Annotated in this window: 23 protein-coding genes and 2 CRISPR repeat arrays; of the genes, 8 read left to right on the top strand and 15 right to left on the bottom strand. The window is 49.6% G+C overall.

Going from position 1 to position 24,916, the window contains the following annotated elements; all coding sequences use genetic code 11:
• Positions 1-34: 34 nt before the first annotated feature.
• Positions 35-973 (bottom strand): DMT family transporter, encoded by a 939-nt coding sequence (locus tag ACYVJG_RS04200; RefSeq protein WP_460429938.1) that lies wholly within the window; start codon positions 971-973, stop codon positions 35-37.
• A gap of 128 nt (positions 974-1,101) precedes the next feature.
• Between ACYVJG_RS04200 and ACYVJG_RS04195 the strand changes: the two genes are divergently transcribed.
• The 5 genes from ACYVJG_RS04195 to cas2 (ACYVJG_RS04175) all read left to right on the top strand — a co-directional run bounded on the left by ACYVJG_RS04195 (position 1,102) and on the right by cas2 (ACYVJG_RS04175) (position 4,665).
• Positions 1,102-1,998: a LysR family transcriptional regulator gene (locus ACYVJG_RS04195; RefSeq protein ID WP_460429937.1), complete on the top strand. Its 897-nt coding sequence runs from the start codon at positions 1,102-1,104 to the stop codon at positions 1,996-1,998.
• Positions 1,995-2,309 carry an MliC family protein gene (locus ACYVJG_RS04190; RefSeq protein WP_460429936.1) on the top strand — a complete coding sequence of 105 codons (315 nt, stop codon included), beginning with the start codon at positions 1,995-1,997 and terminating at the stop codon, positions 2,307-2,309. Before ACYVJG_RS04195 ends, ACYVJG_RS04190 begins: the two co-directional genes overlap by 4 nt.
• Positions 2,310-2,417: 108 nt before the next feature.
• A CRISPR array of direct repeats spans positions 2,418-2,879; the repeat unit is 36 nt; unit sequence GTCTTAATCCCTTTAACAACAGGGCTGAATTACTAC.
• A gap of 270 nt (positions 2,880-3,149) precedes the next feature.
• Positions 3,150-4,085, top strand: a complete 936-nt coding sequence (cas1, locus tag ACYVJG_RS04185; protein ID WP_460429935.1) for a CRISPR-associated endonuclease Cas1 — start codon at positions 3,150-3,152, stop codon at positions 4,083-4,085.
• 11 nt (positions 4,086-4,096) lie between these two features.
• On the top strand, positions 4,097-4,393 hold the full coding sequence (gene cas2, locus ACYVJG_RS04180) for a CRISPR-associated endonuclease Cas2 (protein ID WP_460429934.1): 297 nt from the start codon (positions 4,097-4,099) through the stop codon (positions 4,391-4,393).
• Positions 4,390-4,665 (top strand): CRISPR-associated endonuclease Cas2, encoded by a 276-nt coding sequence (gene cas2, locus ACYVJG_RS04175; RefSeq protein WP_460429933.1) that lies wholly within the window; start codon positions 4,390-4,392, stop codon positions 4,663-4,665. The genes cas2 (ACYVJG_RS04180) and cas2 (ACYVJG_RS04175) overlap by 4 nt, the downstream gene beginning before the upstream one ends.
• A 113-nt stretch (positions 4,666-4,778) precedes the next feature.
• Positions 4,779-5,168: direct repeats of the CRISPR family, unit length 36 nt; unit sequence GTCTTAATCCCTTTAACAACAGGGCTGAATTACTAC.
• A 157-nt stretch (positions 5,169-5,325) separates the two neighbouring features.
• On the opposite strand, the gene cas6 is transcribed toward cas2 (ACYVJG_RS04175), so the two are convergent.
• The 9 genes from cas6 to ACYVJG_RS04130 form a co-directional block, all read right to left on the bottom strand.
• Positions 5,326-6,288: a CRISPR system precrRNA processing endoribonuclease RAMP protein Cas6 gene (gene cas6 / locus ACYVJG_RS04170; protein WP_460429932.1), complete on the bottom strand. Its 963-nt coding sequence runs from the start codon at positions 6,286-6,288 to the stop codon at positions 5,326-5,328.
• A 30-nt stretch (positions 6,289-6,318) separates the two neighbouring features.
• Entirely contained in the window at positions 6,319-7,287 is a 969-nt protein-coding gene (csm4, locus tag ACYVJG_RS04165; protein WP_460429931.1) for a type III-A CRISPR-associated RAMP protein Csm4, read from the bottom strand.
• A 1-nt stretch (position 7,288) separates the two neighbouring features.
• Positions 7,289-7,996 (bottom strand): type III-A CRISPR-associated RAMP protein Csm3, encoded by a 708-nt coding sequence (gene csm3, locus ACYVJG_RS04160; RefSeq protein ID WP_460429930.1) that lies wholly within the window; start codon positions 7,994-7,996, stop codon positions 7,289-7,291.
• A gap of 42 nt (positions 7,997-8,038) precedes the next feature.
• Positions 8,039-8,485 carry a type III-A CRISPR-associated protein Csm2 gene (gene csm2 / locus ACYVJG_RS04155; protein WP_460429929.1) on the bottom strand — a complete coding sequence of 149 codons (447 nt, stop codon included), beginning with the start codon at positions 8,483-8,485 and terminating at the stop codon, positions 8,039-8,041.
• Positions 8,486-8,509: 24 nt separating this feature from the next.
• The gene (cas10, locus tag ACYVJG_RS04150; RefSeq protein ID WP_460429928.1) at positions 8,510-11,146 is read right to left on the bottom strand and encodes a type III-A CRISPR-associated protein Cas10/Csm1; all 2,637 of its coding nucleotides are present in this window, start codon (positions 11,144-11,146) and stop codon (positions 8,510-8,512) included.
• Between the two features lie 82 nt (positions 11,147-11,228).
• The gene (locus ACYVJG_RS04145) at positions 11,229-12,815 is read right to left on the bottom strand and encodes an RAMP superfamily CRISPR-associated protein (RefSeq protein ID WP_460429927.1); all 1,587 of its coding nucleotides are present in this window, start codon (positions 12,813-12,815) and stop codon (positions 11,229-11,231) included.
• A 219-nt stretch (positions 12,816-13,034) separates the two neighbouring features.
• Positions 13,035-13,718 (bottom strand): GTPase family protein, encoded by a 684-nt coding sequence (locus tag ACYVJG_RS04140; RefSeq protein WP_460429926.1) that lies wholly within the window; start codon positions 13,716-13,718, stop codon positions 13,035-13,037.
• A gap of 51 nt (positions 13,719-13,769) precedes the next feature.
• Entirely contained in the window at positions 13,770-14,747 is a 978-nt protein-coding gene (locus tag ACYVJG_RS04135; protein ID WP_460429925.1) for a GTPase family protein, read from the bottom strand.
• 292 nt (positions 14,748-15,039) lie between these two features.
• The gene (locus ACYVJG_RS04130) at positions 15,040-16,266 is read right to left on the bottom strand and encodes an aminotransferase-like domain-containing protein (RefSeq protein WP_460429924.1); all 1,227 of its coding nucleotides are present in this window, start codon (positions 16,264-16,266) and stop codon (positions 15,040-15,042) included.
• Between the two features lies 1 nt (position 16,267).
• On the opposite strand from ACYVJG_RS04130, the gene ACYVJG_RS04125 reads away from it, so the two are divergent.
• Complete coding sequence (locus tag ACYVJG_RS04125; RefSeq protein WP_460429923.1) at positions 16,268-16,711, top strand: MarR family winged helix-turn-helix transcriptional regulator; 444 nt, start codon at positions 16,268-16,270, stop codon at positions 16,709-16,711.
• A gap of 70 nt (positions 16,712-16,781) precedes the next feature.
• Here the strand turns inward: ACYVJG_RS04125 and ACYVJG_RS04120 are convergent, their stop codons facing one another.
• From ACYVJG_RS04120 to ACYVJG_RS04100, 5 genes are all read right to left on the bottom strand, one after another.
• Positions 16,782-17,666: a DMT family transporter gene (locus tag ACYVJG_RS04120; protein ID WP_460429922.1), complete on the bottom strand. Its 885-nt coding sequence runs from the start codon at positions 17,664-17,666 to the stop codon at positions 16,782-16,784.
• Positions 17,667-17,732: 66 nt separating this feature from the next.
• Entirely contained in the window at positions 17,733-18,542 is an 810-nt protein-coding gene (locus ACYVJG_RS04115; protein ID WP_460429921.1) for a hypothetical protein, read from the bottom strand.
• Positions 18,543-18,600: 58 nt separating this feature from the next.
• Positions 18,601-20,220, bottom strand: coding sequence for a fatty acid--CoA ligase (locus tag ACYVJG_RS04110; RefSeq protein ID WP_460429920.1), 1,620 nt, complete (start codon positions 20,218-20,220; stop codon positions 18,601-18,603).
• Positions 20,221-20,238: 18 nt separating this feature from the next.
• Positions 20,239-21,402 carry a porin gene (locus ACYVJG_RS04105; RefSeq protein ID WP_460429919.1) on the bottom strand — a complete coding sequence of 388 codons (1,164 nt, stop codon included), beginning with the start codon at positions 21,400-21,402 and terminating at the stop codon, positions 20,239-20,241.
• A 223-nt stretch (positions 21,403-21,625) separates the two neighbouring features.
• Positions 21,626-23,038: a sigma-54 interaction domain-containing protein gene (locus ACYVJG_RS04100; protein WP_460429918.1), complete on the bottom strand. Its 1,413-nt coding sequence runs from the start codon at positions 23,036-23,038 to the stop codon at positions 21,626-21,628.
• Positions 23,039-23,146: 108 nt separating this feature from the next.
• On the opposite strand from ACYVJG_RS04100, the gene lgt reads away from it, so the two are divergent.
• Both lgt and ACYVJG_RS04090 read left to right on the top strand, forming a co-directional pair.
• Positions 23,147-23,998 carry a prolipoprotein diacylglyceryl transferase gene (gene lgt / locus ACYVJG_RS04095; RefSeq protein WP_460429917.1) on the top strand — a complete coding sequence of 284 codons (852 nt, stop codon included), beginning with the start codon at positions 23,147-23,149 and terminating at the stop codon, positions 23,996-23,998.
• Positions 23,999-24,074: 76 nt separating this feature from the next.
• The gene (locus ACYVJG_RS04090) at positions 24,075-24,914 is read left to right on the top strand and encodes a 23S rRNA (adenine(2030)-N(6))-methyltransferase RlmJ (RefSeq protein WP_460429916.1); all 840 of its coding nucleotides are present in this window, start codon (positions 24,075-24,077) and stop codon (positions 24,912-24,914) included.
• The last annotated feature ends 2 nt before the right edge of the window (positions 24,915-24,916 follow it).

Below are 24,916 nucleotides of genomic sequence, written 5' to 3'. Positions count from 1 at the left end.
TGCAACAGCCTAACAAGTGATGTTCAAACGGAGATTAAGCGGCGGTTTTCGGTTTGTGGTTGACCCACATCACCCCACCCAACACCAACGCCGCACCAATCAGCTGTTGTGATGACATCGCCTCACCCAAAATCACCCAGCCCATCAATAAAGTCATCACTGGGCCGAGGGTGGACACCATCGCCATTCGCGAAGCCCCAATCATTTCCATCGCTTGGTTCATCAAGAGCACGGGCAATACAGTGCTAAAAATCCCCATCAGCAAACCATAGAAATAGACCGGCATCGGCTGTACCAGTTGGCTGAGGTCTTGTGTGACTAAGAAATGCGCTACCACACCGAGGGTAGAAATCATCCCTGCCCACGCCGCCATCTGCAACGGGCCGATTTGTTTCACCAACTCGCCAGCACCGACCAAGTATAAGGCATACGTTACTGCACACGCCGCCACCCACGCCACGCCCAGCAATACATCTGGGCCTTCGCTGGCATGTTGCCAATCGTGCGCCACCGCCAACCCGATACCGGCATAACACAGCAACAACGCGCCCATTGCTTGGCGGCTAATGCGTTTGTGCAGGAAGATGGCGGAGAAAATCAGTACAAAAGTGGGGTAGAGGTAGAGCACTAGGCGTTCGAGGGCCGAGGAAATATATTGCAGGCCAATGAAGTCAAAGATGCTGGATAGGTAATAACCACCGATCCCCAACAGGAACAACTTGCCCCAAGTCCGGCGGTCGAATTGTGGCAAGGTGCCACCTTTTTCTGCTGTCCACGCCATCCACATAAAGAACGGCAAGGCAAACAACATGCGCAGAGTGAGTAAGGTAACGGGGTCAACCTGATAGCGATAGGCCAATTTGACAAAAATCGCTTTGGCAGAAAACCCCAATGCAGATAACACTGCCAACATCACACCTCGGCCAACAAAGGTACGCGGCATGTGTGATAAGGCCAAAGAAACAGGACTCATAATAAGGTACGCTTGTCGATGAGTGAATTGAGGATGGCGGATTGTGGAAGATTTCTGCCATTTCCACCATGCGGATTTGTTACAGTAAGACTTCGCGATTGGCGAAGGCTGAGATAAAGGATAGTGTGGTGAGATTGCATTACGATTTCACAGATTTAAGATTGTTTATTCATGTGGCGGAAAGCGGCAGCCTCACCGCCGGTGCCAGCCGCTTGCCATTGGCGTTGTCGGCGGCATCGGCACGGATTCAAAAGTTGGAATCGAATGTCGGTTGTCGCTTGTTGTGGCGAGAACGCGAGGGGGTAACCTTAACCCCCGCTGGCGAAGTGTTTTTAAGCCATGCACGCAATTTGTTACAAGAGGCAGCGACACTACACGAGGCAATGGGCGCGTTTGCCGAGGGTTATGTGACGGAAATTCGGCTGTATGCAACGACGGTGGCATCGACTGAATTTTTACCCGACGCCTTAAGCCGCTTTTTAAGTGATTTTCCAGATGTTACGGTGGAAATCATCGACCGCCCAAGCCGCGATATTGTCAACAGCATTGCCGCCGGTGAGGTGGAGTTGGGCATTGTCGATCACAGCGTGGGTGCTGAGCGGTTGGAACGGCAAATTTGTGCTCATAATCAGTTGGTGTTGGTAGTACCAAAAGACCACCCCACCGCCACCATGAGTGAGATCCCGTTTTCGGCGGCGTTGGATTATCCATTTATTGGGGTGCATCCGGCGAGTGCGATGCAGCAATTTATAGAGAAAGTGGCGCGGATGCACGGCACCAGTTTACGGTTGCGGGTGCGGGCGCATAGTTTTGAGGCGGTGCATTTGTTGATTGCAAAAGGGGTGGGGATTGGGGTGTTGCCGTTGTCGGCGGCGGAGCGGTATCGCAGTCAGGGGACAACGCAGATTATTACGCTCACCGACCGCTGGGCAAAACGCACCCTTACTGCCTGTGCTCGTCATTTTGCCAGTTTGCCGACGGCACATCGGATTTTATTGCAGTATTTAAAGGGAGATTCGCAATGAGAAATGGTTTGTTATGTGCTGGATTGGCTTTTTTGTATGGGTGCAGCCATGCCCAACCCCCAACCACACCACCGGCGCGGCATGATGTGCATTTTATGTGCGATCAAGGGGAAACATTGTCTGTGCGCTTTTTTCCGCAGCAGGGGGTGGCGGTGTTGGTAAGGCATGGCGACACCATCGAGCTACAACAACAGCCGAGTGGGTCTGGTTTTATGTATAGCAATGGCCCGAATACGATTCGGGGCAAAGGCTCGGCTTTGCGGGTGGAAATTGGTCGAATGAGAGCAATAGAATGTGAGGCTAAGAAATAACGCGACTTGGCTAAATCAGTGGGCACAAAAGCAGTGCCCACGCTACCAGTTAAAACAAAAACGAATAGAAACGAAAACAGCCCGATATCGGGCTTTTTTTATTGGCATTGCTTTGTCCCTTTAACAACAGGGCTGAATTACTACCGTTGTGGAAAACTTCAAAGAAGGACCAGATGATGTCTTAATCCCTTTAACAACAGGGCTGAATTACTACGATTACCGATTGGAAAGCATTGACGGCACTGACGGTCTTAATCCCTTTAACAACAGGGCTGAATTACTACTAAACCTTTACTAAAAAAAGGATATTCGTTATTAAGTCTTAATCCCTTTAACAACAAGGCTGAATTACTACAGAAAACAAAGAAATGAAAGAGTTCTTGACATATGCAGTCTTAATCCCTTTAACAACAGGGCTGAATTACTACGCCGACGACCAATGGAGATCAGGCGAAGAATTGGAGTCTTAATCCCTTTAACAACAGGGCTGAATTACTACGCAAACAAAATTGGCGAAAAAATGGTTGGCTGGATGTCTTAATCCCTTTAACAACAGGGCTGAATTACTACCCTTCGCTCTGAATTTCCCTTACAAATCAAGGGCTTCTAGAGGGGGTTACCAACTTTTTAAAGATCGAAAAAGCTGGGCCGTTAATTGCAATTACGCCTGCAACGCGACACATCCATTAACTATAGCAATCCCACAACAACAATACAAGAAAAAAATCAACACAGCCCGTTTTATCTAATCGCCCACCCTTAACAAGCTTGCCAAACCACAAAAAAACCTATGTTGCTTTACCTTTGGGTTATCTTTTTTCATTGCTAGAGGATAACCCCATGAGCAGCCTATACATCGACCGCAAAGGCATCGCCCTCGAGATCGAACATGGCGCGTTGGTGTTTCGCGAAAACGGCGAACGAGTCGGCACCGTGCCCATCTCGCCGCTGTCTCGTGTGGTTTTCCGCAGCGATGTTCAACTCTCGACGAAAGTATTAAGCAAACTTGGTGAGGCGGGTGTTGGGCTGATTTTTCTTGCTGGCAACCACAAAGCCCCAGCCCTACACTATCCCCGTCCACATCACGACATCGCCCGACGCATGGCCCAATGGTTGGCCAGCCAACAAGTCGATTTTTGTTTGATCGTTGCACAACAACTCGTACAACGAAAACTCGAACAACAAGCCGCCGTGCTTGAACATTACCAAACCCACCGCCCCGACCAACGCTATCCACTTAGCCATGCTTTAAAAACGCTGTATCACAGCATAGAAAATATCAATAGCTATCAAAGCCTTAACCATCAGCGCGGTGCCGAGGGGGTGGCGGCGCGGTGTTATTTCCAAGCCTTGGCCGCGATTGCGCCAAGTGCGCTACAGTTTCAAGGCCGCAACCGCCGCCCACCGAAAGACCCACTCAATGCCATATTATCGTTGGGTTATACCCTGATTCATGCCGAGGCGTGTTTAACGCTGTATGGCATGGGGTTTGATCCGTATGTGGGTTTTTATCACCAAATCGAGTTTGGGCGTGAATCGCTGGCGTGTGATGTGATCGAACCCGTACGCCCATTGGTGGATCGTTTTGCCTTGGGTTTGTTTGAAAACGAGGTGTTACGCGCAGAAGATTTTAGCCAACACAATACCGAGGGCTGTTTATTGGGTAAGGCGGGGCGGTTGCGTTTTTATTCAGCTTATGAACAAGCATGTGGTGATTTTCGGTCGGCAATTAAAAACGAAATCGAGCGATTAAAACAATGTTTCTATCAAGAATAGGACATTAAAACATGGCTCATTTCATCATTTGTTATGATATTCAAGATATTAAACGGCTAAACCGCGTGCGTTATTATTTACAACACCATGCGATGCCATTACAACATTCTATTTTTTTATTGACAGGGACAGAGCAAGATTTTTTGCGTTGTATGGAAAAACTCTCGGCTGAAATTCATCCAAAACAAGACGATTTGCGAGGTTATCGAATCCCTCACAGCATACCGATTTGTCGTTTTGGCAAGGGGATTTTTCCAGAGGGGATTGTATGGTCGGAATGGCCGTCGGTAATAGGGGGCGAGGAATGAAACGGGTTTTGTATTTAATTGGTTATGATGTGGCGGATGCAAAAAGATTGGTTAAGATAAGGCAGTATTTAACTGCATATCGGGTTGGGGGGCAAAAGTCTTTGTTTGAGTGTTGGTTAACCCAGCATGAATATGAGCTGATCTTGAAAACGCTACACGATTTTATCGAACCAACGCAAGACAGTATTTTTATTGCTCGCCTCGACCCTCGGCAAGAGATACAGCTTTATGGTTTAGCTAAACCATTTTTTGGTCATTTTGTGATCGCTTAATCTGTTTTACTCGGTCTAAATCAGTGGGCACAAAAGCAGTGCCCACGCTACCAGTTAAAACAAAAACGAATAGAAACGAAAAAAGCCCGATAACGGGCTTTTTTTATTGGCATTGCTCTATCCCTTTAACAACAGGGCTGAATTACTACTGTTACGATAACGAACTCCACGTTGTCGTAGATATGTCTTAATCCCTTTAACAACAGGGCTGAATTACTACGAAAAACAACGCACAATTATTTCGCTGGGCAATCCGTCTTAATCCCTTTAACAACAGGGCTGAATTACTACTTAGAAGCCGCGTTCGGGTATGAGTCTTACCCTAAGTCTTAATCCCTTTAACAACAGGGCTGAATTACTACATCTATTACTGCACCAAAGAGCTGCTGCGTTATGAGTCTTAATCCCTTTAACAACAGGGCTGAATTACTACTGTTAACAGTGTTAAACCAAGTAAAATCATTGTGGTCTTAATCCCTTTAACAACAGGGCTGAATTACTACCCTTCGCTCTGAATTTCCCTTACAAATCAAGGGCTTCTAGAGGGGGTTACCAACTTTTTAAAGATCGAAAAAGCTGGGCCGTTAATTGCAATAAACCACAACCAACGGCGCATCACCTGAATATAGCAAACGGCATATCCAAACACAAGAAAAAAAATCACCCCTGCGTCAAACGATACCCCCCACACCCAAACACCGCCTCCTTACCCACATGCAAAAACTGCCCATACCACAACAACGGCCACACCTCGGACAAATCCCCCACCAACTCCCACCGCCCCAACAATCCCCCCAACACCATCTTACGCTGCTGCCGATTCGAAAACCGTTGCCAATCGTGCCACACCAAACGACGCGACTCGGTTACCCCCGCCACCAACGGCAACAAACTCGGCAACAACGCCATATCCTCATCACGCCCCTCGCCATAACACCGCGCCAACAACCATTGCCGCCGAAACAACGCCCGCAACAAATGCTCCACCGACAACCGATGATTCGACAAAGCACAACCATTTTGCTGAATCCGCAACGGCGAATAAAACGACAACTGATAAGCCGTCACCCCCGCCGGTGTCGGCGGTAACACCATCGGCACACACGGCAACACCTCACCCTCGGCCTCGGCATCAAACACACACACCTCACCCTCGGGCAAATCGGTTTGCCACACCCGCAACAACCGCCCCTTGCCACATTTCTCGGCAGGCCCAACCCCACGCGCCAACGCCTGTTTCCACGCAAACACCAACAACGGCAACTGCCGCAAGGCATCGCCCATCAACACCAGATGAAAACTGAGCGTCTCGCCCTCCTGCCACACCCGTTGTCCCAATGGCGGCTCGATTACATAAGGTTTGGGTGCTTCGCGCACACGTTCTAAACGCCCTTCTTGAGAAGGCGGTAGGCTTTCAAAAATTGCCGCATAGGGACAGGTTTTGCGTAAAGAACAGCCATCACACGTTGGCTGTTTTGTCATACAGGCCAATCGGCGCAACGCATGACCAAACACCCCACGCAAAGCCGAGCCTGCATACTGCGGCAAGAAAAAAGGCGATTCGACAACCGCTTCAAAACGCAAACGCACCACCGGAAAAAACAAGGTTGCAGGCAAGGCCATTTTTATCTTCCTTTCAAAAATTCACACCGATCAATGCAATACAGGCAGCGCAACCGCAAGGGCAGGGGCGTAGCCTTGATGCACGGTTTTTGACAACACGTCCGACAACACACCGCCCTCTCCACCACCGCCTAAGCCCTGCCCCACCCAACCGCGTTCCCAATCGGCCTCAGCCAGCGGCGATAACACCGCCCCTGTCGCCGCCAACAACAACGGCTTTTTAAACGGTTGGCCAAGAATCGCCGCCATATCACCATGTCGGCCATAACGGGTAAAGGGCCGATAAAACGAGCGTGCCGCATCCCATTGACCGCCCTGTGGCGCACACGGGGCGAGGGTGAGCCACGCATTGGGGGTGGCGGTGTTGGATAGGGTGGGGGGTGGGGTGAGCCATTCGGCGGTGAATTTCCCCAAACCACTGCTGGCATCACGGCCATAGCCCATCTGCCCCACCTGTTCCAAGACGTGCAATAAACGCTCGGCACTCAACCGCGATTCGTCCAACAACACATACAACGACCACACGCTGTCAGATAAATAGCTGTGTTGTGTCACGGTATAGGGCGCAAAACCGTTGTCTTTCCCCGTACACAAGGTGAGGCGGTTGATGCTGTTGTGGGGTTGTTGGTAGCGCATCCGTACCGCGTTGACGTCTTGGTCTGTCACGGCATGGCTTTGCCACGTTGGCAACGACTCGGATAAAGCGGCATACGGCACCCATACCTTTTTCTTCAAGGCCTTGCGTTGGCTAGGGTCGGTTGCTTCGCCACGCCAAAACACTGACGGCAAGGTGGGCAAAGGCACATAGCCAGCGGGAAAAGGGTCGGCCACAATCAAAAACGGCTTGCCTTCGGTATATCCCACCAACAAGTCGTTTAAGTAGGCCTCGCCCCAAGCGTGGCGAATTGCCCAACACAACTGACCAAATAACATATCCGCTTGCCACGGCGAAGCAAACGCGGTTTGTGGGCGCAGGGTCATCCAGAGTCGTTGCATCATTTTATTCCTCCAACTTGAATGGATCGGTCGGCAATTCGATGGGTTGACCATCCAGCGTCAGGTCTTCAAACACCACTTTGCCATTACCACGCGACCCACCCCCACCGAGGCTATCGCACTCTAACAAGCGCAACCCCGCCAACACCGTCTGTAACAAATGCGGGTCATCTTGATCGAGCGATTTCAGGCTCAGACGAAAATCAAAACGGGCACCAGCAGGAACACGCTCGGTTTGGCGCGGATGTTGGGCGGTGCCGGTGATGCGGTTAATCACGTTCTCGCTTTTCACCTCGGTGAGCATCTGGGATTCGCCCACCTCGTCCACCCACGAAGGTTGCAAAGAACAATCCCAAAACGCCAAGCGTGTGGGGCCGATGTGTTTGGCGGTTTCTACGTCCAGCTGATCGCCGCCCGACACGCCAAACAAGCGTAAAATCGCCAACACCAACGACTTTTGCCCGTCTTTTGCTTGTTTCCAATCGGCAATCCCCAACGGCTTTTCTTGCACCATGCCACTGCGCCATTCCAACAGGCTGCGGATTTTCCCCTTCAGGCTCGACCCCGGGATATAGGGAACTTTGGTATGAGGGTGTTTAATCACCGGATTATCCGTGCCCCCAATGTGCATTTCACTGTCACCCGCGCCAATATGCAGGCCAGTTTGTAATACCAATGTCGCTTTCAGTGTGTGGATGGTCTTCAGTTGCATCGCAAAGTCTCCTGTAACAAAGGGGGATGGGCAAAAAACGGGTTATGGACGCAGGGCTTTGTAAAAGCCGATAAAGGCTTCAAAAAACAGTTTGCATTGCGCCAGCGTTTGTGCGTTTTTCACCTGATTCAGGCAATGGCACAGCAAATCGCAAAACGATTGATCGACATGCTTACGGCCTGTGGCGTAGTTCACCTTGGCCTTGAGCATCTTAATCAGCGGCGCCACTTGTTGATATTGCTGTTGGCATTGTTGTGGCGTGCCTGTCCGATTGACTTTCTCATTCCAAAAACACAATTCATCGTAAAAACGGCGCAACTGTGTCGAACGGTTGGTATCCGACTTGCTGTTGTCACACAAAAAACGGGCAATGCTCTGGGCAATATCGGCATACAGTTCATCAGAAATGTTGTCACCAAACTGCACCTTGTCTAACAGCAACTGGATACTGGGCGATGCTTGGCGCGATGGCTGTGAAGGGTGTGGCATGGTAAGTCCTCCTCTACAAGGCGATTAAGTACGATAACGATACAGGTGATTAGAGACCGCAATCTGAACAGCAAGCTTGTGATCGAGCAAAGCAGCGCGCAATTTACCGGCAATGTCGGCCTGTGCCTGTTGTCGATCAAGGTGGGACGGCAGCTGATCGACGACAAAACGCCGTACACGATAGGCCAACCACGATTGCCAAATGCTGTCTTCCGGTTTTTTGCCCTCTGCCATCTGTGACAACGTCAACAGACGATAGACAAAGCCCGTGCTCATGCGATAGTCGGCGCGGAAGGTCTCAAGCGATTGTTCTAATTGCTTCATGCTGGCCAAGCTTGACCACGACACCGACACTTGATGACACGTCACGGCATTTTTACCGTCTATTTTTTTGGCTTGCTCAAGGGCATCTTCTGCGGTTTCTGCCAACGCACGCACAGGGATGCCCGGCTTGACCATCACCATCCCTGCCGAGAAATGCAGCTCGGGATTACCCGCCACAAACTTGGCAAAGTGCTCGGCCAACGTGCCTGCTAAGGCTTGGGTTTCTGCCCACGGGCCAATTAAAAAGAAATCATCACCACCGGCAAAAACCGTATAGGTGTTGGGAAACGATTTGGCACACAGCCACGGCAAATAGAGAGCAAAAAAGCTGTTTAATTGGCGTGACAGCGCAGCCATGCGCGCAAAGGTAACGGGATCAATACCACGTTGGAACACCATGCCCAAGTTGTCGACATCCCCCTTTAACACCGTCAAAGCGGTGATACCTTGCCATTGTTCTAAATCTGCAGTGCAGGGGATTTTGTCCTCACACGCCAGATGGTTAAAGGTTTTTAATGGCGCTTCACGGTCGAATAGCTCGATGGCTTCGGCTTCCCATTGTCCATATTTTGCACTTTCCCATTCCAAGGCCTTTGGATCGAATAGGGGCACATAGCCATTGATGTCACGGCGGGCATAACCCACAAACACCGGCTTGCTACCGTCTGAAGACAGCGGCAAATGGAAATCCCAACAGCGCAACAGCTGTCCACGACGGGCCAAATCGCCAAACCGCCCCGCATCATCCTCATCACGAGCAAACGCGACTTGAAAGCCAAAATAATCGAGTGACAACGGTTTCACTTTGCTCGATTGCCACACGTTGGCCCCTGTCCGCACCACCAACAGACGATCAAACAGCGGATTGGCAAGATAACGGCCAATTTCAATTTGATCGCACGCCAATAGGCTGGCGGCTTGACCGCGATAGTCTGTTTTGGCTGGGCGACGGCCATCGAAGGCACAAGGCCCTTGGCTAAAATCTGCCGCCTGAATCGCTGCCGGTGCATGGGCTTGGCACAGTGAAAAACGCTGTAACTTGGCGTGTTCGAGCTGTTGGAATAACCGGCGAATCAGGGTTGGGAATTGCTCTTGCGTAAAATCGCACTGGGCCGCCGGTAACATCGCCAAACTAAAGCCACATTCGCCAAAGGTTTGCGCCAAAAACCATTCGTTCAGCGTGGCTTGAACCTCGGCCAGCTGTTGTTTGGTGTGTTCGGTATTTGGCGCGACAATCAGGAATTTACCTGCTGCATTGATGATTTGGCTGGTAGAAGGCAGGCCGAGTTGTTCCAATACCGCCAAAGCAGCCAATTCACACAATAACGACACTTGGAACGAACGCCCACGCAACAGCTTGGCCGCCTGTTTTTGGGTTTGGCTGCCTTCGGCGAAGATAAAATCTTGAATGCCGGCAAAATCGCCTTGCACCAACAAGAATTTTTCAGTGTTTAACTCTTGCTCGGCCTCAGTCGTCCGCGCCCGCAGTCCATCCCACAAGAGACGCAAGCGTGCAACCGTCTTGGCTTCGTCTTCTTGCTGTGCCTCGTGCCACCGCCACAAAGCCACTGCCAATGCGGCTACGGCTTTGGAATGGTCGTATAAGCTGACATCAGGACGGGTATTAAACGCAGTCGCGCTGGGAATGGCGTGGGTAAAACATTGATAGGCGCTGTCGAAATGGTCTAGCCACATCGGCAGTGATTGACGATGCGCCAGCGGAATGTCGGCCACCGCAGCGACAAACTGTTGCCACAGTTGGAGATACTCGGCTTGGGCCAAGGCTTTGTTAGCTGGGGTCGCCTGATTTTTACGTTGAGGAAAAAGCGACTCGGGTGCCAGCGGTTTTAATGGTTGCACCCATTCATCTTGCTGCGCTTGTTTCGATTCAAGACGCAGCCCCTCGAATAACGACAACTGGCGAATTTGATAGTGGTTATTCGCCTCGCCTTTTTGGTTGTATTCACTGAAAGTTTGCCGTTCAAAACCCGAAGCCAAGCGATCAGCGGTGGCGATAATCCATTGCAAAGCAGTATCCGGACGGTGATGCCGAGCCGCAGCATTCACCAAGCTATCATCCGCACGAGATGAATGAGGACGGCCAAACGGCACATCCATTAAATCGTCTTTTTTCGGTAATAATGGTTCGAGTGCAGCAAACCCGACACCGGTATAGGCTGCATGGATATGGGTTGCTCGTCCATTCCAGTTTGGACAATCATCTTGACGATAGTATTCAGTGTTTTCGTCTAAACGTGCCCGTTCAGCAAATTTACCGATGTCGTGCAACATCGCAGCCAAGGCAACACGGCAAGACGGCTCAAGCATCTGTTTCATAGCAACCCCCAGATAAAGAAAGTGATTCGATTAAAACAACAATCCGCTGGCAATACAGAACAACAAGCTTGTCCCCATGCACCTAGTGCAGTTGGCTTAATAGCTGTTTCAGGTCTGTTTTCTTTTTGCCGAGGCTGGTGAATTTGGCTTCTAGGTTTTTGATGCTAAAAGTAGCCGCCAAGTCAGCACGCTCTGGTTGTGTCCAGACATCAGGATTGGCAACCGCCTCAACCAGCAACTGATATACCTTGTTAAATAAGGGATTGCCGGTATTGGCCTGTTTTGGCGTGCGCGCCCATTCTTCTTTGATATGCTCCAGCTGCTGTTGCTGGGGTGATAGGCTCATCAGCTTGGCCTGATGCTGTTGCGCTGCGATCGCGGCAGCAAGACGCGCTTGTTCGATTTGCTGTTGCTCGCGCTGTTTTTCCGCCTTGGCTTCCATTGCCAAGGCGCGTTGTTCGGCCAGCTGTTGTTGGCGGCTTGCCAACTGCACAGGTGATTGTTGTTCACACCATTTCTTTAGCTGTGGCAGCGGTTCTATAGGATCCCATTCCAACAACGCCCACCCAAACGGCACCCCAAGCGTGCCACTGGTTTGCTCACACGCCAGCCAAAAGGTTTTGGTTTGCGGTAGGAATAAAGGCTTGCGGTCTTTCCCTTGCATAATCTTGATCTGTGCCACGTTACTGAGTGTTTTACTTTCAGCACCGCAGTAACGTCCCAAACGCACAAGGCATGCCCGTCCACTTTGTAACAAGGGTTGTAATTCGCCGTCTAACAAACGGCGGACATTATCTACCCACGATTTATCAACCACTCCCCGCGCCAGCATAAGCTGAATTTCTTGCTCAAAACGAGGCAAGTGATAGCGGTTCACGTAATGACACAGATCAACCAACGATGGCAAAGACGTGGCTGGCAATTTTTCCGCTGCATGGCGAGCAGCAGTCGGTTGTTGTAGGCTCAACGAACCGGTTAAAGCACGATATTGACCGTATTCAATACAGTCTTTGCGTGTTTGAACGCCTTTTGGTTGCCCTTGGCGTTGCACCTTGTAGTGATTGGTGGCAATCCACACGCGGCGGATTAAATCGCCGGTCGGCATCAAATCCGACGGTTTGAAAAAGCGCATCGGGCTTTTATCAAAATTGCCCCCTAAGCGATCTTGCACCACTTTACTTTCCGTACCACACGGGACGGCACGCCCGTGATTGATGGCATCCACCCATGCGGTTACCAACATGCCTTTTAAGCTACTGCCCGGAATATAAGCTTGTTTTTTCAAACCGCCGCTTACGATATGTTGTTCAATCGCCAATTGGTTATTTTGTCCAGGCAATTTTCGTTGAGTAGGACGTGGGTTAATTTGACCTTGGTATTGATCGACCACCCCTTTCACGACCGGCAGCAGGGTGTGGGTATAGGGCAAAAACGTGGATTGATTGCGAAAGAAAAAGCTTTGTAGCTTTTTTATATCAATTGGATCTGTGTCGATAATCTTGTTGAGATCATCAATTTGAGGTTTTGACAGGTCGGCAAGGCTGGTGTCAAACTGGTGCAGAATGCCATTCTCTATTACGTATGAAGTCGGGTCGATGTCCTCACCACTGCCAATGTGGATGGGCGATAGCGGAGTCAGTGCAAGGGTGTGGTTGGTGATGAAATTCATGGTGTTCTCCCAAACAATCGTCAACAGTGATGCAGGTCATAGTGCGCACATATTAAAATCAATCTATCATAACGCTCTTTTTATGACATATCAATACCCCAGTAAGATGGATGACCGTTAGACAAGGATAAAAAAGCCGACAGCTTAATCAGAATGACAAGCTTGCGGCACAAAAAAGAGGGCGCCCCCGCCCCCCAACCACGACCAACCACCACCGCCTTACTGCCTAATCAATCGCCTTTGTGTCGGCACATGGTCAATAATGTGGTCGATCACCTTATCAATATTGTATTGATGCAAGGCGCTGTAATAGACGGGTTTACTAATACTTAATCCTGTCGATTCTTTAATCCGCTTTTGCACCGACACGGCTTTTTCTTCTAAAAAAGCAATCAATTCAGGTTCAGGTCGATGGATGTTGTCGTTCCAAGCACGCCCCTTCATCGCCATATCCGCTTGATTGATAACCACCACCACACGGCTCGGCTCAATCGCTTGCAACACCACCGATTCCAATAATTTGAATGCAGTGCCCAAGTCTCTCGACCCCCCATCTAACAACACCATCACCATATCAATAAAGCCATAGTCAACACCGCCAACATGACACTGGCGCAACAGCTCAGCAGTGATATTTTTTGCATGTTGTGTATCGGCAGCCTTACCGTCACCCAAGCCAGCCGAATCGTGAATACGCAAATAATCGTGCATAGCATAGGATGAAATGAGCTGTGTCTCAGGTTCAACCCCTGTACCCACTTTGGCCACCTCGGCACCAAAAATCGCATTTAAGGTCGAGCTTTTGCCCGAACCTGTCCCTCCGACCAACAACACATCCCAAGGACGCAACAAGTTATGTTGTTTGATTTTCGATGCCAGTTTGTCAGCGTGGTATGTTCTCATTCCAATCCCCTATGCAATAAAAAAAGACAGCAAGCGCAACCACCTACGATGTCAGAAAAAGCTGCTGAAAAAGCCAACCACACCACCCACCACCGCTCCTACCGCAGAGCCAATGGCTCTCCCCGGTGCGCCAAACAAGCTGCCGATTTCGCCACCGATATCGGCCCCTTTACTGGCGGCAGACTTAATCGATTCGAAAATCGACTGTTTAATCTCGGTGCGATAGTCTTCTAACTCGTCATCGTCTTCCCACATCCGCTTGTCTTGGTTGATGTCTTGCACAAACACCGCCCGTTTTTCTTGTTTGGTGTGGCGAAGGATATGGGCCAACAACTTCGACAGGTTGTAAGGGTTCTGCATATCGCGGCCCTCTTTATACCCAGCAGAGTAATAAATTGGCGTCACATCCACCCCTGTGGCTTCGTGAATACGGCGGCGGGTTGATTCAACTTTTTCATTTAAAAATTGAATCAATTGTGGTTCGGGTTGGTTGTTTTCTTTATCCCAAAACCGTCCTTTCATCGCCATATCCGCCTGATTGATAGCAATCAATAAGCGACTGGTATCACTGCCCAAGCTTGGAATAATCACGTTTTCAATGAGCTCAAACGACGTGCCTAAATCACGGCTGCTGCCATCGAGAATCACCAACACCAAATCAATCAACAAATTGCCGTCAGCCTCGCGTTTCAGCAACAAATCAGTGATGTTTTTCGAATGGCGACGGTCGGCTTCTTTGCCATCACCCAATCCGGGCGAGTCAAAAAGAATGATGTTTTCCAGCTCGTATTGGGTAATATCCATCGTTTCAGGATCGACCCCCTGCCCAACTTTTGCCACTTCGGTATTAAATAGCGCGTTAATCGTGGACGATTTACCGCAACCAGTCGCACCGGTGATTAAAATATTCACCTTGGTGTTTTTAAGCTGGGTCAAATTACGCAAAATGATGTTTTTCGATTCTTCCGAAATCTGTTGATCTTTCATAACCGAATCAATGATGGCGGATAAAGGGTTATTTGCGTGCATAGACGGCTCCTGATAGGATTGGCGGGTTTTGAAATTGGCGGTGTGGTCAAATAACATGGTGGAGCCTCTCAAAAGAAAATGGATATCAACTAATAAAACCAGATAACAGCAGCGGGACTATCTTTTAGGTGATGGCATCAATCCATTCCTTTGGTTGAGAGCAGATGAGCCGAGTGTAATCAACCGAACCAAAACATGTGGCGTAGCAAGCTTGTCAAAAAGAAAGGGACGATCCGAAAATCGTCCCTTATTTATTTGGCAAAGCAAGCCGCCGTTTTCTCGTTTAGTTCAGCTAGTCATCTAATGCTTTTCTCAACCCCGCAGCCAATCGCGCCACTCCAATTTCAATCGCCTGTTCGCTGGCGTGGCTAAAGTTCAAACGCAGATGACCAAGCTCGACTTGGTTTTCTGGATAAAACGCCTCACCCGGCATCACGGCCAAGCCTTGTTTCAACCAATCGGGCAGTAATAGGCGGGTGTCTAAACGCTCTTTTAACGTCAGCCAAAAGAACAAACCACCAGCAGGACATTGCCAATCGGCGATGTCTGACAACTCAGCTTGGAGTGCGCGTTGCATCACATCACGTTTTTGCCGGTAGTGTTGTTGTAGGGTGTGCAGATGGCTTTGATAGCTGTCCGAACTCACCGCCTGCAACACCAAATATTGCCCAAGGCGGCTGCTGTGTAAGTCGGCGGCTTGTTTTAAGCGCAGCAAATGTGGAAATAAGTCGGGCGAGGCAATTAAAAAGCCAATCCGCAAGCCGGGGGCGAGGGTTTTCGAGAATGTCCCAAGATACACCCAGCTATCGTCGGCGGTCATCTGGGCACACAAGGGCCGTCTTTCGACTTCGTCATACACCAAATCACGATAGGGATCGTCTTCAATCAACGGCACTCGCGCCGCTTGTAAGGCCTGCACCACCTGTTGCCGATGTTCGGCATCGTAACAACTGGCGGCAGGGTTTTGGAAAGTCGGGATTAAATAGGTAAAGGCTGGCTGTTGTTGTAATGCCTGTTGTAAGCGTGGCAAGTCGATACCCGTCGGCGACAGCGGAATCCCCGTGATATCTGCACCGAAAAATTCAAAGCATTGCAACGCCGCCAGATAAGTGGGCGACTCGGTGATAATGGGGGTCTGGGGGTCGATAAACAGCTTGGAGACCAGATCAATCCCTTGTTGCGAACCGGACAAAATCAGCACTTGCTGTGCCTGACAGTCAATGCCCAGTTGTTGCCGTGCATAGTTGGCAACATATTCGCGCAATGCCGGTTCGCCTTCGCTGGGGCCATATTGCGCCAGTTGTTTGGGCAAGGGTGATTCGGATTCATGCCAGAACAACAAAGCCGGATCGGGCAAGCCACCGGCGAAGGAAATCACGTCTGGCTGTTGTGCGGCAGCCAAAATATCGCGGATTAAAGAAGATTTGAGTTGTGCAACTCGTTGAGAAAACGCCATCATCTCACCTTTTACGTCAACATAATTGACGTAATAATGCGGATAATCGAAAAAGAAAGTCAATATGCTTGACCAAAATTCACCCTCTCACCCCAACCAGCCCGACGAGGCGATTGAACTGTTTTTTTATGCTTTTAGAAATTTTACTGCGAGAGCAGATGAGATATTGGCAGAATATGGCCTGCAACGAGTTCATCACCGCATTTTATTTTTTATCGGTCGTTATCCACAGCTCACGATTCAACAGCTGTTATCGATTTTGGCAGTCAGTAAACAAGCGTTGCACGCGCCTTTGCGCCAGCTTACCGAACAAGGCTATATCCTCAGTACCGCCGCTGAGCACGACCGCCGTAGCAAACAACTCACCCTCAGCCCACAAGGCCAAACCCTCCTTGCCCGTCTTAGCGCAGAACAACGAACATTATTAGAAAGTGTGTTTGATAGTGTGGGAACAGAGGGGGAAATGATCTGGAAAGACATCATGCGGCGGGTAGCGGGGTATCATTAGCTCGAATCTTCCCCGACAGACGTAAAAAAAGGCACATTACCATGTGCCTTTTCCAAAAGACTTCTCTGATTTAAGACCGCCGCAACGATACCACCGCCACCGCCGCCAAAATCAACACTGCCGCCAACCCCTCTTGCCAGCCCGGTTGCTCACCCAACAACAACGCCCCACCCACCACCCCAATCAACGGTGTAATCAACGATGACAAAGACGATACCGCCACTGGCACCATCATCACAATCCGATTCCACGCCCAATAGCAAAACATAAACGCCACTGTCACGTTATACACCATCCCCAACGCCGGCCATAACGAAGGCCAACGCAGGCTGTCCACCTCGAAGCACAACGCCCCCAACAACATCGGCGCACTGCCTAACAACATCATCCAACCGGTTAACACCGTTGTATTCACCGGCAACACAAACCGCTTCATCAACACCACACCCAATGCCCAACTCCACGCCGCCCCGACCATACACAACACACCCGTTGGCGCCTGCAACAAGGTCTGGACACTACCCCCCATCAACACAAACACCCCACTCAAACCCAATAACAAAGCTAACAACAAACGCAGGGTCAAGGGTTCACGCAAAATCCACACCGATAACAACACACTCCACAACGGCATGGTGTAGCCCAACAACGCAGCACGTCCAGATGGCAACAACGCCACGCCATAAATCGCTAACGCATTCCATCCAATAATATTAAACAGCGTTAGCCATCCCAGCTGCCGCCAATACCGAGAGGGAATCGCCAACGATTGCTGCCGCCGCGCCAGCGCCAACACCCCTAAACCGCCCAATAACAAACAACTGCCACGAAAAAACAGTGGTGGAATGTCTTGCAAGACAATTTTCATCACCGGCCAATTTAGCCCCCAACCCAATGCCAATGCGGCCAGCAACAACAATCCCTGTGGCGGAAGGCCAGCAGATTTTTGCGACATCGTCTTATTCCCACTCAAGCAAAGATAGGCAGTCTACGCCGAGTTGAAACAAAAAAATATCTTGGCCTAGCTGTCAATTTGTGAGGTTAATTCGGCAATCAGATTGAGTTCAGTGTTTAATTCTTTCGACAGCTGCTGACGATCTTGCTGATTCATCGCTGCTTTTAACAAAGCGGCCAACGCTTTTAACCTTTGCGTGGCTTCGGCAACCAACTGGCGGAATTGTTGATCGAGGGCTTTTTCTTGCTGATTAGCAGCATCCCCATACGACACCGTCACCCGAGGGGTATCCGACTCGGCTGGATCAGCTTCTTCTGCCGCCGCGCCAGTCTCGGTCTGTGTTTTATCCGCCGCTTCTGCCTTATCCACCGCTTGATTTGCCGCACTCAAGGCAGCTTCGGGTGTGGCAGTATTGGCTGTAGCAGTATTCTGTCCTGTTTGCGCCTCTTGTCCACCACTCACGCTGACCTGCAATGAAGGACTCTCCCCTCCACCTGCCGAAGCATATTGCTGCACAGCACCGCGCAACTGCTGTGCGATGTCTTTTAACTGTGCCGCCAATGCTTTTGCCGCTGCCGGTGGCAAACCAACGGCCAGTTTTTGCAACATCTCTAAACGCTGTTTTAACTCTGCCACCCGCGCCATCGCACGCGATTTTTCTTCTTGTCGCTGTTGTGCCAATAACTGTTTCTTTTGCTCATCAATTTCTTCGAGCGCTGCACGCAGTTTTTGCAAAGCCTGTTGCGATACCGACACTTTTTCTTGTGCTATCGCTTCCGCTAGATGGCTCTGGCGTGGTGTCGAACGAGACACACGCTCATCACTCGCCGGCGTCACCACCACCCGCGAAGACAATAAAGAAGGGGCAATCCTCATGATTATGACCTCCACAAAAGCCTATTATCGACTGCCCCATCGCAAAACTGATCGGTAATTAACAGTATTGTTTACGCAGTGCTACCTTATTTAATTTGCCTACGCTGGTACGTTCTAACGTATCGACAAAACGAATTTCATCCGGAACAGCCCACTTGGACAAATGACCAGCCTCAACCACTTGCAACAAATACGTACGTAAAACGTCTACTGTACATATCTGCTTGGGTTTCAATACCACTAAGGCCATAGGTCGCTCTCCCCATTTAGCATCAGGCACCGCTACCACCGCCACTTCACTGACAGCAGGATGTTCCGAGATACGGGATTCTAGTTCTAGGGAAGAGATCCACTCGCCACCTGTCTTAATCACATCTTTTAAACGATCAGTAATCCGTAGCGAACCACGCACATCCATCACACCAATATCATTGGTATGCAGGTATCCCCCTGCCCATAAATCAGCACTAACCTCAATATTTTTGTAATAACCCTGTGTCAGCCAAGGACTACGCACAACTACTTCGCCAGGTGTTTTGTCGTCTTGAATAACCGACTGCATTTCTGGACTTACCACACGCAAATCAACAAGAGGAATCGTTTGACCCGTTCGAGCACGCAGAGGAACCTGTTTTTCTGCTGATAACGCTAATTCTGCAGAACTCAAATGTGCCAAGGTTAGGATTGGGCAAGTTTCAGACATCCCATAACCCGTAAAAACATCCATCCCAAAACGAGCCGCCTCTACCGCCAAACCTGAAGGCAAAGCCGATCCACCAATCACCATTTTTAAGCCACGCAGACGTGTCGTGCGTTCAGCAAGCGGATTTTTCAACAACATATGCAAAATAGTCGGCACACATTGTGAGAAAGTCACATGCTCTTGTTCAATCAAATGTAATAAGTGATCTGCTAAATAACGTCCGGGATAAACCTGTTTGATACCTAATAGCGTGGCAACATACGGTAATCCCCACGCATGAACATGGAACATGGGAGTAATTGGCATATAGACATCTTCTCTATGCAAGCGCCCATGTGCTGCGGCACTTCCCAACGCCAATGCGCTGCTTAAGGTGTGTAAGACTAACTGTCGATGTGAGAAATAAACACCTTTTGGCAGTCCTGTTGTGCCAGTGGTATAAAATAAAGTCGCGCGTGTATTCTCATCGAAATCAGGGAAAATAAAGCATTTTCCAGCATATTCGGCTAATAGTGCCTCATATTCTCCTGCCCACGGTAAGCTAGATTGACAAGCACCGCCTTCGTCGTCTAGCAAAATAAACGTTTTTACCGACGTGAGTTGGGCCGCAATATGTTCAATCACCGGTAAGAACTCTCGATTAAGCAACAACACTTTTGGTTCTGCATGATTCAGTGTGTACAACACCTGATCAGAAGCAAGACGCACATTGACATTGAATAGTGTCGCACCCAACGATGGCACTGCAAAATAGCATTCCAAATAACGATGGCTATCCCAATCCATCACTGCAACCGTGTCCCCCATCACCACCCCTTGTGCGCTTAACATTAAAGCAAGTTGCTGAATACGCTGCCAAGTCTGTTGATAGGTATGGCGGGTGGTGCCACGATAGACAATTTCTTGTGCCGCAGTTTGTTGTAATGGAGTGTGCCAAAGTTGTTTGAGTAACAGTGGATACGTGTAAGCAGTCATGATTTTCCTTGAGCAGGGTTAGAAAGTATGGTTGATACCGACCATCAATGTACGGGGGTCAGCGCCTTTGCCAGCAACACGTCCGACCGTGCTGTCGTTTAAGTTAGCCGTCGACACAAAAGTGTACGCCGCATTGCTGTCATTCAGGATACGAGCATATTCTGCAAACAGTAGCGTACGTTTTGACAACGAGTAGCTACCAATTAGGCTGATAAAGCGGGCACCTGTGTCCTGTGTGGTCGCACCACCACTGACATGACTCTCAACATCATCGGCCTGCCCAAGATGGACTCCCATATAAGTAGCAGGGCTGAGGGTTTGGCCAAGATGAACGCCATAAGCATTTCGACTGACTTTACCTTCGGGAAACCGCGTTTCTAGGCGTTCAAAACCAACACCTAACACGGTACCTGAGCCAAAGTGATACATCGCCACCGCTTTCACGGCTCGCGAACGTGTCCCCTCAACCGTCATCGACGGTGGATAATGGGTATAACCGCTACCCAGAAAACCATTGCTATCACGACTTTCCAACCACACAACGTTAGCAGCTAACTTAGCGTCTTTATAATCAAGCTCACCCTGTACTGCCCAAGGATCACTTTGGCTTACCCCCTGTTTTTCTGCGGTGGAGAAACTGAGGGTACTCGATACCCCATACCAACTCGGCGTCTCATAACGCAAAACATTTGGGGCTCGACCGCCAGTTAGCGGTGCAGTAGGACGATCTGCGCGTGGTGCATACCCACCGAACGTTCCAAATAAGGAAAGAATAGAACCAGCAATACCAGTGCTGATAATCCGCCGATCCATACCAGGGATATGCGACGTCCAATAGATATCGTGTCTCCCTGCTAGCAAACGGCCCCATTGTCCCTTTAATCCAACATAGCTGTTGCGATTGGCAAAGCCACATTGACGACATTCATCTGGATTAATGTCCTGTTCAACTTGCCAAATCGCACTCAATCCATTCCCTAAATCTTCGCTTCCACGAAAGCCCATATAAGATAAATTGCTGGTCACACGCTGCATTGATTCGATATCACGACCGTCTTTTGCACCTTTGGCAGCAATGGTTTCAAATGCCAAATTTATCTTGCCGTATAACTGAACGTCTGCTTGTACCCACGTAGGAAATAATCCAGCGCTAAGCCAAATCACTGGCCATGTTTTCTTCATCATTTCTCCTGAATTTATCGTTATATCACCGTGATACGGTGTTCAGGCTATCGCAAAAAACAGGCCAGCTTTTCAAGTGTTTGTTTTAATTCAAAAAATAGATATGCTTAAGCGTCTTTTGTCTCTAACAAAGACAAGAAAAATATCAAAAAAAACATAACACTTTGAATATTAAAGTTTATTTAAATTCTACAAACGGAGACAAACTATCTCTTTTATGAGACTACAGAGAAGGGGAAGATGACGTGATTTGATGATATTGGATTTTTTTATATAACGTGGCACGTCCAATCCCAAGTTGTTTTGCCGCAGCAAAAACATTGCCCCGATGAGTTGCCAACGCATCACAAATGACCCGCCGTTCACATTCAGCCAGTTGTTGTTGTAGAGTCAGAGAAACGGTAGTGGGAGAAATCGAGTCAGAAGCTTGGGGTAGCACTGTTTGTAACTCATTCACACCGAGAGTTAACGTATCAAACAAGGTCACGGCTTGCTCCAACACATTCCATAGCTCACGCAGATTACCCGGCCAGTCATAGCGTGTTAGCCATGCTAAACCTTGTGGATCAATGTCGCGTGGGACTTCTCCTGTGTGATCAGCAATACGTGCCAAGATGTGCTCACAAAGCGCAGGCAGATCTTCTCGACGTTGTCGTAGGGGAGGTAAAGTCAGAGGTAAGACGTTCAAACGGTAATATAGATCGGCACGAAATTGTCCATTGTGTACCATCGTTACCAAATCTCGACTGGTTGCTGTGATAATACGCACATCAATGTTTTGAACCTGATTCGACCCTAAGGCCTCAAACTCCTTTTCTTGTAAAACTCGCAAGAGTTTAGCTTGAAGGGATAAGGGCAAATCGCCAATTTCATCCAAAAACAAGCTTCCGCCCTCTGCAAGCTTAATTTTTCCTTCGCGACCACGCCGGTCAGCGCCAGTATAGGCACCTCCTACAGCCCCAAACAATTCGCTCTCTAATAAAGTTTCAGGAATCGCCGCTACATTAAGCGCGACGAATGGCCCAGCTGAACGTGCACTTTCAGTATGAATCGCATGAGCAAATAATTCTTTACCTGTTCCTGTTTCACCTAATAGCAAAACAGCCCCTTGCCCCCGAGCAACACGCCGTGCCCGACGTTTCGTTTCTTGCATCACTGCTCCATGACCAATGATGTCAGAGAGCGAATATTTAGTAGCTCGACTCCGAGTTAAAGCCTGTCTCACCGACGCTAACTCAGCTTCTAGACGTCTAAACTTAGCTAACAATGGTTTCAAATGTTGACGGGTTTCATACAAAGCAAAACCAATCGCACCGACAATTCGTCCTCTTTCATCTTTGACTGGTACCCGTGAAATAATGAATGAACGCTCACCTACCGTAAAAATATCGAGTAATACGGGTTCACCAGTGGCTAAGACCTCTGGCATCCTAGTATGAGGGGTGAGTTCGGCAATCGGACGACCCAACACTTGCTGCAGCGGCAAAGCCAACGCCTCAAGGTAGGTTTCATTAATCCAAATAACCTGTCCCTGACAATCAACAGCAATCGCACCTTCGCAACGTTCTGCTAACCACGAAGCCAATGAAGAAGCAATTTGTTGTCGCCAAATCGATAAGTCGGCAGGAAACGCCATGTGATTTTTTTCCATGTGCTGACGATATAACAACTCACCCCTTGGCACAAACCATCCTCTAAGCGGAAATGATAAGATGCCGCCTCTTTCTTTTGTCACGAGGTGTCTGTGCTGATTCATCCTCAATTTGATCCTATCGCCGTGAGCCTTGGCCCACTTGCCATTCGTTGGTACGGGCTGATGTATCTGGTGGGTTTTGTGCTGTTCATTGTGTTGGGCAGTGTGCGGATTAAACGCGGTTACAGCGTCTTTACCCGACCGATGCTAGACGACCTGTTGTTCTATGGCATTCTCGGCGTCATTCTTGGCGGTCGTCTTGGCTATGTTGTGTTCTACAAGCCGGCGGAATATCTTGCCGACCCGCTATCCATTCTCAAAGTCTGGGAAGGTGGCATGGCGTTTCATGGTGGCTTTTTGGGGGTGTTGGTGGCGATGGCGTTGTGTGCGCGCAAATATCGCCTCAGCTTTCTCCAAGTCACCGACTTTATTGCACCACTGGTACCGCTTGGACTGGCCACAGGGCGGATTGGTAATTTCATCAATGGCGAATTGTGGGGACGGGTTACCGCACCCGACTCAGCATGGGCAATGGTCTTTCCACAGGCCTATCACGAAGACTTACGCACCGCCATGCACAACCCAACGCTGATCGAGTGGATGAGCCAATATGGCGGCTTGCCCCGTCATCCCTCACAGCTCTATCAATTCGCGCTCGAAGGCGTGTTGTTATTCCTGATTTTGTGGGGCTATTCCAATCGACCCAAACCGGTTGGCTGCGTCTCGGCGTTATTCTTAATCGGCTATGGTAGCTTCCGTTTTATCGCCGAATTTGCGCGCGAGCCGGATGATTTTCTCGGTTTGTTGGCAATGAATTTGTCGATGGGACAATGGTTGTCGTTACCCATGATTGTGATTGGTGCCGTGTTGTGGGGAGTCAGTAGCCGACGCCCTCGGTATTAAGCACAATTGCGCTGTGCGCGGGCAAGCAGGCATCGGGTACAATCCTTTGCTTTCTTGCCCGTTTTCTTGGTCTTGCATGCTCAGCTATCGTCACGCTTTCCACGCCGGCAACCACGCCGATGTGCTCAAACACACTATCCAACTGGCTTTGTTGGACTATCTCAAACAAAAAGACAAACCATTTTGGGTGGTGGATACCCACGCTGGTGCCGGTGGCTATGTCTTAGACTCTGACTTTGCCTTAAAAACGGCGGAATGGCGGGATGGCATTGCCCGTTTATGGTCACGTCAAGACCTGCCGCCGCTGTTAGCAAATTATGTGGATCTGGTGAAAAACCTACATGGTGATGACGAGCTACGCTATTACCCAGGTTCACCTTGGTTTTCATTACAAGCCGCACGCGACAGCGAACACCTGCGCTTATTCGAGTTACATCCAACAGATTTCCCCCTGCTGGCACAAAACATCTGCGACCCTCGCGTGCGTAGCGAACAGAAAGATGGGTTTGCTGGATTAAAAGCGGTACTCCCTCCGCCACCACGACGCGCCTTGGTGCTGATCGACCCACCCTATGAAGATAAAAAAGACTATCAGCGGGTGGTCAGTTCGCTACAAGACGCGCTCAAACGATTTGCCAATGGGGTGTATGCGGTGTGGTATCCCTGTTTGCAGCGATTTGATGCCCGCGATTTACCAGAACAACTCAAACAGCTCCCCGTAAAAAGCTGGTTGCGCGCTGAATTGCATGTGCAAAGTCCGGCCAGCGATGGTTTTGGGATGCACGGTAGCGGTATGTTTATCCTCAATCCGCCGTGGACACTGGCACAACAGCTCGCAGATACCTTGCCTTATCTTGTTCAGCACTTGGGACAAGACTCTGGCGCCCGATTTGTGTTGGAACAGCAAAGCGCATAGGA

The organism is Aquaspirillum soli, assembly GCF_054781915.1.
This window is presented reverse-complemented; position numbering and strand designations above follow the sequence as displayed.

What these genes read in the sequence shown, in the direction of transcription:
- ACYVJG_RS04200 (WP_460429938.1), bottom strand. Translation starts at nt 973, where the DNA reads ATGAGTCCTGTTTCTTTGGCCTTATCACACATGCCGCGTACCTTTGTT.
- cas10 (WP_460429928.1), bottom strand. Translation starts at nt 11,146, where the DNA reads ATGAAACAGATGCTTGAGCCGTCTTGCCGTGTTGCCTTGGCTGCGATG.
- ACYVJG_RS04105 (WP_460429919.1), bottom strand. Translation starts at nt 21,402, where the DNA reads ATGAAGAAAACATGGCCAGTGATTTGGCTTAGCGCTGGATTATTTCCT.
- ACYVJG_RS04125 (WP_460429923.1), top strand. Translation starts at nt 16,268, where the DNA reads ATGCTTGACCAAAATTCACCCTCTCACCCCAACCAGCCCGACGAGGCG.
- cas2 (WP_460429934.1), top strand. Translation starts at nt 4,097, where the DNA reads ATGGCTCATTTCATCATTTGTTATGATATTCAAGATATTAAACGGCTA.
- ACYVJG_RS04110 (WP_460429920.1), bottom strand. Translation starts at nt 20,220, where the DNA reads ATGACTGCTTACACGTATCCACTGTTACTCAAACAACTTTGGCACACT.
- ACYVJG_RS04100 (WP_460429918.1), bottom strand. Translation starts at nt 23,038, where the DNA reads ATGGCGTTTCCTGCCGACTTATCGATTTGGCGACAACAAATTGCTTCT.
- cas1 (WP_460429935.1), top strand. Translation starts at nt 3,150, where the DNA reads ATGAGCAGCCTATACATCGACCGCAAAGGCATCGCCCTCGAGATCGAA.
- ACYVJG_RS04115 (WP_460429921.1), bottom strand. Translation starts at nt 18,542, where the DNA reads ATGAGGATTGCCCCTTCTTTATTGTCTTCGCGGGTGGTGGTGACGCCG.
- ACYVJG_RS04090 (WP_460429916.1), top strand. Translation starts at nt 24,075, where the DNA reads ATGCTCAGCTATCGTCACGCTTTCCACGCCGGCAACCACGCCGATGTG.
- ACYVJG_RS04145 (WP_460429927.1), bottom strand. Translation starts at nt 12,815, where the DNA reads ATGAATTTCATCACCAACCACACCCTTGCACTGACTCCGCTATCGCCC.
- cas2 (WP_460429933.1), top strand. Translation starts at nt 4,390, where the DNA reads ATGAAACGGGTTTTGTATTTAATTGGTTATGATGTGGCGGATGCAAAA.
- csm3 (WP_460429930.1), bottom strand. Translation starts at nt 7,996, where the DNA reads ATGCAACTGAAGACCATCCACACACTGAAAGCGACATTGGTATTACAA.
- ACYVJG_RS04135 (WP_460429925.1), bottom strand. Translation starts at nt 14,747, where the DNA reads ATGCACGCAAATAACCCTTTATCCGCCATCATTGATTCGGTTATGAAA.
- ACYVJG_RS04120 (WP_460429922.1), bottom strand. Translation starts at nt 17,666, where the DNA reads ATGTCGCAAAAATCTGCTGGCCTTCCGCCACAGGGATTGTTGTTGCTG.
- ACYVJG_RS04190 (WP_460429936.1), top strand. Translation starts at nt 1,995, where the DNA reads ATGAGAAATGGTTTGTTATGTGCTGGATTGGCTTTTTTGTATGGGTGC.
- ACYVJG_RS04140 (WP_460429926.1), bottom strand. Translation starts at nt 13,718, where the DNA reads ATGAGAACATACCACGCTGACAAACTGGCATCGAAAATCAAACAACAT.
- csm4 (WP_460429931.1), bottom strand. Translation starts at nt 7,287, where the DNA reads ATGATGCAACGACTCTGGATGACCCTGCGCCCACAAACCGCGTTTGCT.
- cas6 (WP_460429932.1), bottom strand. Translation starts at nt 6,288, where the DNA reads ATGGCCTTGCCTGCAACCTTGTTTTTTCCGGTGGTGCGTTTGCGTTTT.
- csm2 (WP_460429929.1), bottom strand. Translation starts at nt 8,485, where the DNA reads ATGCCACACCCTTCACAGCCATCGCGCCAAGCATCGCCCAGTATCCAG.